Annotated in this window: 3 protein-coding genes; 2 read left to right on the plus strand and 1 reads right to left on the minus strand. The window is 48.0% G+C overall.

All coding sequences use genetic code 11. The features are described 5' to 3' along the window. Positions 1-151 precede the first annotated feature (151 nt). Positions 152-511: a hypothetical protein gene (locus B0E43_RS06680; protein WP_139352683.1), complete on the plus strand. Its 360-nt coding sequence runs from the start codon at positions 152-154 to the stop codon at positions 509-511. Positions 512-698: 187 nt separating this feature from the next. Here the strand turns inward: B0E43_RS06680 and B0E43_RS22915 are convergent, their stop codons facing one another. Then, positions 699-1,118, minus strand: a complete 420-nt coding sequence (locus tag B0E43_RS22915; protein ID WP_168171903.1) for a hypothetical protein — start codon at positions 1,116-1,118, stop codon at positions 699-701. A 7-nt stretch (positions 1,119-1,125) separates the two neighbouring features. Here B0E43_RS22915 and B0E43_RS06685 point away from each other — a divergent pair, with 7 nt between their 5' ends. Then, positions 1,126-13,575, plus strand: a complete 12,450-nt coding sequence (locus tag B0E43_RS06685; protein ID WP_168171904.1) for a PKD-like domain-containing protein — start codon at positions 1,126-1,128, stop codon at positions 13,573-13,575. Positions 13,576-13,970: the final 395 nt, after the last annotated feature.

Consider the following 13,970-nt stretch of genomic DNA (forward strand, 5'->3'; position numbering starts at 1 on the left):
ATAACCTCCAATTGCGATAATTGGACTTTGAAACGAATAATATATAAGTCAAAATGCACTTTTATTTATTTGAAATAATTATATTATCTATATTTATACTCATTTTCAGTCCATTAGAATACGCCACTTACCCGTGAAGACCTTTTCCCAGTTGATTAAAGCTCTTTTTAAGATTTCCCGCCTATCTGCGGGACTGAGCTTGATTTTGGGGTTTTGCCTTTTTATGGGGTCGGGAGAGGTGATTGGGCAGTGTCAAACCGGTGTCTTATTATCTTATCCAAGCACCTTGGCTTTTCCAAAAGGAGGACCTTCAATTACTGAAGTAGGTTGGGAAGTAGAAATGAATGAAAGAACAATAACTTATGATCTTAATTCAATCCTAGAATTCACAAACCTAGGTAGTATCTCTGGATCAATTTCGGAAAAACATGAAAATAGTGCAATTTCTTCACCTGGCGTGACTGCCAATTGGGCTTCTGGGGTCATTTACCATTTTTTTCCCAACCTATGAAAGCTTTTAAACAGCATCGATTTTGTACCACACCTCCTGAAAACAGGAGGAATGGGGCCACTTTGTTTGCTGAGCAAGCCAATTCAAAAACCAAGGTTAACCCTACGAAAAAAGCACTGTTCAAATTCCTTTTGTTGATTCTTTTCTTTTTGGGAATTCAGTCTGTATATGGTCAGACTGCCGGGGATTATAGATCCAGGGTAACTGGGCAAAATTGGACTGTGTTAAATACATGGGAAAGATATAATGGAACTGCTTGGGTAGTTCCAACAGCAGGCCAAGGATACCCGGGACAGAATGCAGTTCCAGGTATTGTAACCATCCAGAATGGACATACGGTTACCTTGAACGTATCACCAGCAAATAATATTGGGGCACTTACCATTGCTACGGGAGCAAATAATAGTTCTTTAACATTTGGTGGTTTTTCTTTAACAGTAACAGGTGCTGTTACTGTTGAGGCTGGTACTGCTAATAACATAACTAAAATTATTGATGTTGGTGCTGGAAGTTTAACGTGCGGATCGATGTCGCTGGCAACTACAACAAATGACAATCGAGATAATGAAATTAGGATTTCAACAGGAACGGTTACAGTTATTGGCAACCTAGCTATGAATGGAGCTGCCGCAAGAAATGCAATTCGTTTTTCAGGTGCTGGATTGTTAAGATTAGGAAATGGCATTAGTGGCGGTAGTTTAATCCCCTTCACAGGTACAGTTGAATATTATGGAAATGGAGCAGGAGGGACAAGTTCCAATCAAACAATTGGGAATTACGGCTATAATAACTTAATCACCTCTGGTAACGGAACCAAAACCCTCGCCGCAAATACTACCGCAAACGGTACTGTCACCGTCAGGGCGGGAACTACCCTGGCATTAAGCACCTTCAACCTAGGATCTCCTACAAGTCTGGTCCTAGAAGGGGGTGCAACAACAGGATCTTCCATTACCGGTACCGGTACCCTTACTCTAAATGGTAATGTCACTGTAAACGATGCCAATACAGGCACTAGCGGAGCTACAATTTCAGCACCATTGGCATTGGGCGGAAACCGAACTTTTACTGTTGCGGATGATAGTACTCCTGCTGTTGATCTTACTGTTTCGTCTATAATAAGTGGCGCCTTTAACTTAACAAAAGACGGAGCGGGCACTTTTACTTTATCCGGGGCCAATACCTATACTGGAGCAACAATTGTTAACAATGGTACTTTAAGAGCTGGTGCAGGTCCACAGGCTTTTGGTGTAAACTCAGCCGTAACTTTAGCCAATACTGCAGGAGCAATATTGGACCTTAATGGAAATAATAACACCATTGGGTCCTTGGCTGGAGGAGGTGCTACCGGTGGGAACGTAACTCTAGGAACAGGCACTTTGACTTTAGGTAATAATAATTCAAGTACTACCTATGCGGGAGTGATCAGTGGAACAGGTGGAATCACAAAAACCGGAACAGGTACGTTAACGCTTTCAGGAGTAAATACATTTACAGGTTCAACCACCATAAGCTTAGGAACACTTCAATTAGGTGCAACCGGTGGCTTACCTGATGCGTCGCCGGTTGTTTTAGCCGGAGGTATCATCAGAACTGGTGCTACGGCTGGATTCTCGGATACTGCCGGGACCTTAGGCCTTGCTGGCACTACCAATTCAACAATGGCCTTGGGCACTGGCAGTCACACCCTAAATTTCGCTGCGAGTAACGGAGTGGCTTGGACCTCAGGGAGAACTTTGAATATTACCGGTTGGACAGGATTAAATAACAGTGGGAAAATTTTTGTTGGGAACAATAATACAGGACTAACGCCTGCTCAATTGGCTCAAATAACCTTTACAGGATATAGCCCTGGTGCGATTATTCTTCCTGATGGAGAGATAGTTCCCAATGTCGCTTACAAATCCAGATTTATATCAGCAGACTTCGGGTCTTCCACTTGGTGTGCCGGAGAAACAAGAGATGTAACCGTAACCATCCAAAACATTGGATCTGCGACATGGACAAACTCAGGTCCTGATATAAATGTGGGTGTGAAATGGAATTCTAATAATCCAAATTGGCTGGACTATTATATCAGGACAGATGCTGAAAATTTAGCTACGGGTCTAACTCAACCCTATACTCTTACCTTAACCGCATCAAACAATGTAGGAGCTGGGTATACCACTCCATTGGCTGCAGGTACCAACAACATTATTTTTGATTTGGTAAATGAAGGAAATTTTTGGTTTGGAAATACGTCTGGGAACTCCGTTTTCACTTCACCCAATATCACCATTGTCAATGGCCCAACTGCCAACGCAGGATCCAATCAAACTGTTTGTCAAGGTGGATCTCTTGCGGGCCTTGGTGGATCTATTGGAGGAACCGCTACATTAGGAACATGGGATGATGGCGGTGTTGGAGGGACTTTTGTACCTAATGCCACCACCTTAAACGCCACTTGGACTCCGCCGGCCACCTATGAAGGGGTCGCTACGCTTACGCTTACCGCTTCAGGGGGTAGCTGCCCTCCGACAAGTGCAAGCAAAACTGTACGGGTTATTGGGGTAGATGGTATATCACCCAATCAGACCGTTTGTAGTGGAAGCCTTCCTGAAAAAATGGATATTTTTTCTGCTACAGGAACTATCCAATGGCAAAGGGCAACTAATCCCGGATTCTCTTCCCCTACAAACGTTGGAACCAACTCATTTTCTTTGCTCCCTGCTGAAGCTGGGGCGGTGACTGCCACAACTTATTTCAGAGCGGTAATTTCAGAAGGAAGTTGTGCAGGTGTTAACTCACCTACAATTATTGTTACGGTACCCTCAAATAATACAGAAACAGCAACAACAAGCCCAAATTATAGCGGATGTGTCAATGCTCCCATAACTCCCATTCTGTTTACCACTACGGGGGCTACAAACATAGGAACTCCTGTTAATCTGCCTCCGGGACTTACAGCAATTTTTGTTGGGAATTCCGTTGCTGGGACCATCACCATTTCAGGCACTCCTACCACCACCATGGGAAGTCCATTCAGTTATTCTATTCCATTGACTGGGGGATGTGGAGCAATCAATGCAATAGGAATCATTACGTTAGATCAAAGTTCGATCATCAATGACATGACCAGAACGGTTTGCAGTGGTTCTCCCTTCTCTGCCATACCAGCAAACGGAACTGATGGAGTAGTGCTCGCAACCACTACCTATAGCTGGTCCGCACCGGTAGTTACGGGAGGTATTACAGGAGGGGCCGCCGGGACAGGAACTTTTGCAACGGGCATAACAGGAACCCTAGTCAATCCAACCAATACTCCTAGGACCGCTACATACAGCGTGACTCCTAGGGTTGGGACCTGTGATGGTGATCCATTCGATGTAGTAGTAACGGTCAACCCTACTCCTGTAATCCCGAATCAAACCATCCAAATATGTAGCGGAGAGCTTTTTACTTTACTGCCGATCAATGGATCTCCCACTGCCGCTACCATCGTGCCTGCAGGGACGACTTATACTTGGACTGTAGCCGATAATCCTAATGTTACCGGAGAAGCTGATCAGGGAGGACCTCAACCTTCCATTTCTCAAACCTTAACCAATATCAGCAATACCGTACAAACGGTAACTTACAGTGTTACTCCGAAATCAGGAGCGGCTGGGTCCTGTCAAGGAACTCCTTTTACAGTGACCGTGGAAGTTCGACCTACCCCGGTAATCCCAAATCAAACCGTCCAAATATGTAGCGAAGCTCCTTTTACTGTAGGCCCGATCAATGGATCTCCCTCTGCCGCTACAATCGTCCCTGCTGGGACTACTTACACTTGGACAGTAGCCGATAACCCAAATGTGACCGGTGAATCCAATCAGGGAGGGCCTCAACCTTTAATTTCTCAAATCCTAACCAATACTAGCAATACAATACAAACAGTAACCTATACTGTAATACCAACTTCTGGAGCTGCCGGAAGCTGCATTGGCAATTCCTTCACAATTGATGTAGAGGTTTTACCAAGACCGTCCATTACCCCAATGACAGCCTCAGTATGTAGCGGGGAACTCTTTACTGTCAGCCCAGTCAACGGTACCAATGGAATTGTCCCTGCAGGTACCTCCTACTCCTGGTCCGTGGTGAGTGTCACCGGAGGAATTACCGGAGCGGGTCCCGGCAGCGGAAGCAACATCAACGGGACGCTGACAAATCCAACCAATACCGCCCAAACTGCGACCTATTCCGTTATCCCAAGTGTCGGAGGTTGTGCGGGAACTCCATTTACCCTTACAGTCACCGTAAATCCTGCTCCTGCCGTCACTGCCATGGCTGAATCAGTCTGTAGCGGAGAACTCTTTACTGCCAGTCCAGCTAACGGTACCAATGGAATTGTTCCAGCAGGTACCTCCTACTCCTGGACTGTGCAGAGTGTCACCGGAGGAATTACCGGAGCGGGTCCCGGCAGCGGAAGCAACATCACCGGGACGCTGACAAATCCAACCAATACCGCCCAAACTGCGACCTATTCCGTTATCCCAAGTGTCGGAGGTTGTGCGGGAACTCCATTTACCCTTACAGTCACCGTAAATCCTGCTCCTGCCGTCACTGCCATGGCTGAATCAGTCTGTAGCGGAGAACTCTTTACTGCCAGTCCAGCTAACGGTACCAATGGAATTGTTCCAGCAGGTACCTCCTACTCCTGGACCGTGCAGAGTGTCACCGGAGGAATTACCGGAGCGGGTCCCGGCAGCGGAAGCAACATCACCGGGACGCTGACAAATCCAACCAATACCGCCCAAACTGCGACCTATTCCGTTATCCCAAGTGTCGGAGGTTGTGCGGGAACTCCATTTACCCTTACAGTCACCGTAAATCCTGCTCCTGCCGTCACCTCCATGACTTCCGCAGTCTGCAACGGTGATCCTTTCACTGTAACACCTGCAAATGGCACAAATGGAATCGTCCCTACGGGAACTACTTATTCTTGGACTTTGGTCAATGTGACAGGGGGAATGACCGGAGGAGCATCGGGAAGCGGGACGAGCATCACAGGAACACTGAATAACCCAACTACCTCACAACAAACTGCCACCTATTCTGTCATCCCTACATCAGGAAGTTGCGTGGGATCATCATTTACAGTCACAGTGACAGTGAATCCTCTGACCAATCTGACGGACCAACCAAGTACATTAAATTATGAGGTTTGTTTTGGTGACGGCTTTGCCCCGATTTCTGTCACGGCTACAGGGGCAAACCTAACCTATCAGTGGTACAGCAATACCACGAACATCAATTCCGGCGGAACGCTTATTTCAGGCGCAACATCGGCAAACTTTACTCCTCCCTCCACACCCGAAGGAGAGGCCTATTACTATACTGTTGTTACTGGCACTTGTGGCACCGTTACTTCAAATGTCTCAGGCAAGTACACCGTTTCTCCTCCTGACACACAGTTTACTACAAACCTGACTAACACTCCGCAAACCATCTGCCCTGGAGGTTCATTTACACCCATTTCCGCTGTTGCGACAGGGCCAAACCTAACCTATAGGTGGTACAGTAACACCACCCCAAGTAACTCGGGTGGAACACTTATCGCAGGAGAAACCAGTGGAAGCTTTACTCCTCCAAACACAGTTTTTGGACCTATTTATTACTATGTGGAGGCAAAAAGTGATTGCGGAACTGTACCATCTCAAGTATCAGGTGCATTTACAATTACAGGGTCCACTTCTGCGGCACCAGATCAAACTGTTTGCTTAAACACCGCTTTAAATCCAGTAATCACACATAGTACCACCGGGACCACAGGAATTGGAACAATTACAGGATTGCCTCCGGGAGTAACGGCAACATGGGCAGCAAATGCCATCACTATTTCCGGAACCCCGACCTCCACTGCGGGAAGTCCTTTTAATTATTCCATTCAATTGATTGGTGCATGCACCAATCAGTACGCCACAGGTACCATTACTGTAGACCCAATTCCAACGGTAACCAATGCCACGCTCACTCAGACCATCTGCTCGGGTGAAACCACAACCGCTGTAACACTCACCTCTGCAGTGCCCGGTGCTACCTTCACCTGGACCGCAACCGCAACTGCCGGAGTCACCGGATTTACCGCCAGTGGTACCAATACCATCCCGGTACAAACCATCGCAACCACAGGTACCGATCAGGGTACGGTCACCTATGCCATCACGCCTAGCTTCAATGGCTGTCCCGGCCCTACTACAAACTATACCGTCCTGGTCAATCCAAAACCAACGGTAACCAACGCTTCACTCACTCAGACCATCTGCTCGGGCGAAACCACAACCGCCGTCACACTCACTCCTTCAGTGCCTGGGGCTACCTTCACCTGGACGGCAACTGCAACTGCCGGAGTCACCGGATTTACCGCCAGCGGTACCAATACCATACCGGTACAAACCATCTCTACCACTGGTACCGATCAGGGTACGGTTACCTATGCCATCACGCCTAGTTTCAATGGCTGTCCCGGCCCTACTACAAACTACACCGTCCTGGTCAATCCAAGACCAACGGTAACCAATGCCTCGCTCACTCAAACCATCTGCTCGGGTGAAGCCACAACCGCCGTCACACTTACCTCTGCAGTGCCCGGTGCTACCTTCACTTGGACCGCAACTGCAACAGCCGGAGTTACCGGATTTACTGCCAGTGGTACCAATACCATACCGGTACAAACCATCTCTACCACAGTCACCACTCAAGGTACGGTGACCTACGCGATCACTCCTAGCTTCAACGGCTGTTCCGGACCTACTACAAACTATACCGTACTGATCAATCCAAAACCAACGGTAACCAACGCTTCACTCACTCAAACCATTTGCTCGGGTGCAAGCACTACCGCCGTAACGCTTACTTCTTCCGTGCCTGGTGCTACCTTCGCCTGGACGACAACTGCAACTGCCGGAGTCACCGGATTTACCGCCAGTGGCACCAATACCATACCGGCACAAACCATCTCAACCACAGGTACCGATCAAGGTACGGTTACCTATGCCATCACGCCTAGCTTCAACGGCTGTCCCGGCCCTACTACAAACTATACCGTCCTGGTCAACCCAATTCCAACGGTAAGCAACCCTTCGCTGACTCAGACCATCTGCTCGGGCGAAACCACAACTGCCGTCACACTCACCTCTGCAGTGCCCGGGACTACCTTCGCCTGGACGGCAACTGCAACTGCCGGAGTCACCGGATTTACCGCCAGTGGTACCAATACCATCCCGGTACAAACCATCGCAACCACAGGTACCGATCAAGGTTCGGTCACCTATGCCATCACGCCTAGCTTCAATGGCTGTCCCGGCCCTACTACAAACTATACCGTCCTGGTCAATCCAAAACCAACGGTAACCAACGCTTCACTCACTCAGACCATCTGCTCGGGCGAAACCACAACCGCCGTCACACTCACTCCTTCAGTGCCTGGGGCTACCTTCACCTGGACGGCAACTGCAACTGCCGGAGTCACCGGATTTACCGCCAGCGGTACCAATACCATACCGGTACAAACCATCTCTACCACTGGTACCGATCAGGGTACGGTTACCTATGCCATCACGCCTAGTTTCAATGGCTGTCCCGGCCCTACTACAAACTACACCGTCCTGGTCAATCCAAGACCAACGGTAACCAACGCTTCACTTACTCAGATCATCTGCTCGGGTGAAACCACAACCGCCGTCACACTTACCTCTGCAGTGCCCGGTGCTACCTTCACCTGGACCGCAACTGCAACTGCCGGAGTCACCGGATTTACCGCCAGTGGTACCAATACCATACCGGTACAAAATATCTCAACTACAGGCACCACTCAAGGTACGGTTACCTATGCCATCACGCCTAGCTTCAATGGCTGTCCCGGACCTATTACAAACTATACCGTACTGGTCAACCCAATTCCAACGGTAAGCAACCCTTCGCTCACTCAAACCATTTGCTCGGGTGCAAGCACTACCGCCGTCACTCTCACCTCTGCAGTGCCCGGTGCTAGCTTCACTTGGACCGCAACTGCAACTGCCGGAGTCACCGGATTTACCGCCAGTGGCACCAATACCATACCGGTACAAACCATCTCAACCACAGCCAACACCCAGGGTACTGTGACCTATTCCATCACGCCTAGCTTCAATGGCTGTCCCGGCCCTACTACAAACTACACCGTCCTGGTTAACCCAAGACCAGCCATTTCACCTTCTCCAATCACAACATCCATTTGCAGTGGCCAAACCTTTGACATCTCGCCCGTAAATGGTACAAATGGTTTAGTTCCAACAGGCACTACCTACACTTGGACGGTAGCAAACAATGGAAATGTGGGTGGAGAAACTGATCAAACCACTCCCCAACCCTCTATTTCGCAAACCCTAACAAACATTACCACATCGGTTCAAACCGTTATCTACACCGTTACTCCCAGAAATGGAACTTGTCCTGGGGCTTCCTTTGAAGTTCAAGTAAATGTCAATCCTATTCCTACTGTAATAGACCCAGCCGATCAAACTCTATGCTCCGGTACTTCAACCGCAGCAGTGAACTTCACAGGAAATGGGGTTTCGGGTGTAGTATACAATTGGACAAACAGTAACACTTCTATCGGATTAGCAGCAGCTTCGGGATCTGGAGATATCCCTGCATTCACAACCTTAAATACAGGAAGTAGCCCAGTTACTTCTACAATAACCGTGACCCCAGTAGCCAATGGCTGTTCAGGTACCCCTCAAACATTCACCATCACAGTCAATCCAACCCCCGTCGTCTCCATCCAAGCTGACTATTGTGTGGTCGCCGGAAAGGTTCGTTTAACAGCAAATTCCAGTGTTTCTGGTGTCACATGGTCTTGGAATACCTACCCTGTCCAAACAACTCAAACCATTGATGTTGACATCGCCGGAACTTATGTGGTAACAGCCACATCAGGTGCATCGTGTGTAGGTATAGGTTCCATAAGCGTTGCCGAAGAACTGGTCATAAATGGCAGTTTCACAGCTGGCAATACCGTGGATCCTGCAGGAATTACCGGATTTGCAACAGATTACATGTATCTGGAGGATCTTACTGGTGTAAATGATGAACTGATTCAAGACGATGGAACCAGAGGTTACAGCATTACCACAAATGGTCAGAATGTTCACACCCTATTTTTTGGACAAGACCACACTAATAATGTGGTGGGTCCACGAAATATGATGATCGTTAATGGCAAAGGTGGAGCGTTAAGGATTTGGGAGAAAACCATCACTGTAAAACCAAACACAGAATACTATTTCTCTGCATGGGCAATGAGTGTCAATGCTGTTGGCCCTTTTGCAAGATTACGGTTTCAAGTGAATGGGGCGCAGGTGGGAACAATCGCAAATTTACTTTCCGGAGTAAACGATAATACAAACAATGGTTGGCAGCGGTTTAATGGCACCTGGAATTCAGGAAGTGTAAGCGGTCCTATTACTGTCCAAATAGTAAACCTAGAGCCTGCACTTGGAGGAAATGACTTTGCAATCGACGATATCTCCTTTGGCACGTTCTCAACATTTATTGAGCTGACTTCTCCCGTAGATTCAGATAATCAAACAGTCTGTCAAAATTTTCCAATAGATGATATCACTTACGCCGCCCGTAGTAGCATAGCAGGTCCTACCGTTTCCGGATTACCATCAGGGGTGACTACCTCTTGGAATGGTGTTACCCTTCGTTTCACAGGTACACCGACAGCCTCAGGGACCTTTACCTACACTGTTACCAATACTGGAAATTGTTCACCTGCAACCGTCACGGGAACCATTACAGTTCTCAGTACTCCTACTTCTGGTATTATTTCGGCTGATCAGGTTATTTGTAGCGGTGGTGACCCGGTAACAATTGTTAGTAGCACTAACGGAACTGGAGCCGGGTTAATTGATTACCTATGGGAATCTAATACCAATCTGACCACTCCAAACTGGACAACAATTTCAGGGGAAACGGGGGCTACTTACGATATACCAGCAGGATTGATAACCACAACTCAATTTAGAAGAACAACCATAGCCACTTCTGGTACGGTAGTTTGTCAATCCATTCCTACAGAACCTGTACAGGTTACAGTTCAGGCAGTGCCAACGCCAGGAGTAATCGCCGGTGCACAGACCATTTGTAGCGGAGGTGACCCTGCCAACCTTACCAATGCAACCTTCGGTACAGGATCCGGAACAATTACCTACCGCTGGGAAAGTGCGGTCAGCCCATTCAGCAGCTGGACTGCAATCTCCGGCGCAGATGGTGGTACCTACAATCCTCCATCGGGATTAATAGCTACCACTCAATACCGAAGAGTTACAATTTCTACTACCAATGGAATACTTTGTGAATCTATTCCCACTAACCCAATTCAGGTTACTGTACAATCCACCCCCACTGCAGGAGTGATTGCAGCAGCCCAAACCATTTGTTCTGGTGAGGACCCGGCAGCATTTACCAGCACCATAGATGGAACGGGTGATGGAACGATCACTTACCGTTGGGAAAGTGCGGTAGGTCCATTCAGCAGCTGGACGGCAATCTCTGGCGCCGATGGAGCTACCTACATTCCTCCATCTGGATTAATAGCTACCACCCAATACCGTAGAGTTACAATTTCTACCCTCAACAGCGTGGCTTGCGAATCAGCACCAACAACTCCGGTTGAAGTAACTATAACCCCAACTAACACCGTAACTCCTGTAACACCCAACCCAAGTCTGTGTGTCGGCGTTGGGATTTCAACAATTATCCACACCACTACAGGTGCCACAGGAATCGCCAACGATGGTGTATCTGGTGCCAATGGATTACCTCTTGGAATATCTGCGACTTGGTCAGGCAATACTATCACTATCATGGGAATTCCCGTAGAGCAAGGCGTATTCCCTTACAGTATTCTGTTGACAGGTGGTTGCGGGTCGGTAAATGCCACAGGCACAATCACAGTGGATAATCCAAGTTACCCTATCACCAATATTGATGTAGTCAATCCGACTTCTTTACCTGGAAGTTCCACATTTACGGTATATAGCCCAAATATGACTCCGGGAACTTATGAGATTCGCTACAGCACCAATGGAGTAAATGGTGGAGCAAACAATGTCCTCACTACCGTTGTGGTATCCACATCCGGTCAATTTACCTTGACATCTCCACTCTATTCTAATGAGGGAACTACAGTCCTGACTATCAATTCTATTCAAAGAATTATACCTAATCCAGCCGATCCGTGCCCATACTTCCCACCAAATAACAATACGGCAATTTATGGGTTTGGCTGTAGCTCTGAATATCTCCAGACTGGCGTGGGTGAAGCCTTCTTTGTGCCTGCTGATGTTTTTGAAATTACAGTAACGGCTTATGGAGATAACTCCCCATCCGATTCCCAAACAATGCCTGTGATACCAGGTGGTGTCATCAATATAGGAGTTGCAGGGAATACAATCTTTGCCACCGAATCCCCCGTGGCTACTGCATCTCCCGCGGATTACATTGTCTCTGCGATTGGCCCGAATGGCAGAATAGTTTTCACTTACGACTGTTCTCCACCTCCTCCTTGTAGTTCTCCAGGAGATGTCTACCAATACACCGATTCCGAAGGGTACACGGTGATCCGGGTGACGGGAGATTGTTCTGGATGGACTTGGAGCGCACCTGATGGATTAGACGAATTTGAAGTGCTTGTCGTAGGCGGTGGCGGTGGCGGTGGCTATGGTGAAGCTGCTGGCGGCGGCGGCGGCGGTGCCGTTATCTATGAACAATACACTGGAATCACCATGAGTGGATTACCGGGTCTACAAGGCGCATCCTTCACTATCACGCCGGGTGGTTTAGGTTTGGGAGCAACAACTTCAGCAAACAAAGGAGGAAATGGGCAGTCTTCCTCTATGACAGGACCTGCGTTTAACCATTCAGGGGGAACATTCACTAATTTTAGCGCCGATGGAGGCGGAGGAGGTGGATCTACCAATTCATCTGCTTCGATAAGACAAGGTGCATCTGGGGCCTCCGGCGGTGGTGGCGCGGCCTTCGGAACGGATGAATCCGCTGGTGGTGCAGGAAGTACCGGCTCCATTGGAGGAACCGGATACGGAGAAACTTCAGGTACCGGCGGCGGCGGCGGTGGTGGGGCAGCCGGATCAGGCGGAGCTGCAGGCTATACAGGAGTAATGACCGGAGGATCAGGAGGAATCGGGGTGGCTAGGACTATTTCCGGTGAGAATATATATTACGGCGCAGGAGGAGGAGGCACATCTTCCGGAGCAATCACCAATGTGGCAGGAGAAGGTGGAAATCCTTACACCATAGCCGGGGTGGATTATTTTGCAGGAGGCAGTGCAACCAATAACGGAGTAGGACAATCCCCAACAACTTATGGTTCAGGCGGTGGTGCAGGTAGAATTGGGGGTGCTTCTGGCTTCCCTGGGGTAATCTATATCCGTTATCCCAACTTCCGTATCCTTCCTATAGAGTTCTTGTTCTTTAATGCCAAGTATAATCCGATCTTCCGTTCGGGTGACCTGACATGGGAGACGGCAAATGAATGGGAAAATGACCGATTCGAAATCGAGCGATCTGTCAATGATGTCAAGTCTTGGGAAACTATCGGACAGGTGCAGGGTGCCGGCTATTCCGATCAGGCAGTGGAATATGTCTATCAGGATATGAAACTTCCATTGGCAGGTGGAACAATCTTCTACCGACTGAAGCAGATTGACTTTGACGGGGATTTTACGTACAGCGATACCAAGGCTATCCAAGTCGAGGCGATGGCTGGAACTACTTATTGGAGAGTCTATCCGAATCCGACTACCGGGAATCCGACCCATCTGGAAATGATCGATACCGGAGCGTACGATAATGAGGAAATTACAGTCAGGGTGATTTCTGCAACCGGTGTGTTTGAAGTGATCGAAGGCACATCAAGTAAGGAACTGAGCCTTCAGCTTTCCGAAATTTTGAGAACCAAAGCTGCCGGCATTTATACCGTGGAGATCAGTTGGGGAGCTAATCGTGAGTACCATAAAGTGATTTTGGTTCGATAGGGCTTAATAAAACAAGCCTAAAAAATCATCCCAAATTGGAGTCCTGTCCTCCAAATTGGGATGAATATTTTTGAATTCACTGTAAAAAGACTTGCTGGAAATGATTGGGCTAAAGCCCGGATCTGCTGTGTCTAAATTCTATCCCCCAGCTAAAGCTGGAGGCAATTGAATTTAAATCCCGAAAAATCTACTGTCCAATGAATAGGAATGTGGCTTTAGTCCATTTCTCTATGATCCATAATCTCAATCGGGCTTTAGCCCAAGATTATAATAATTGATTGGGCTGAAGGCCGGAACTGCTCTGTCTAATTTCTATCCCCCAACTAAAGCTGGAGGCAATTGAATTTAAATACCCAAGAAAGCTATTGTGCAAGGAATATAGATGTGGCTTTGGC

The organism is Algoriphagus sp. A40, from assembly GCF_002002735.1.
Lineage (GTDB): Bacteria > Bacteroidota > Bacteroidia > Cytophagales > Cyclobacteriaceae > Algoriphagus.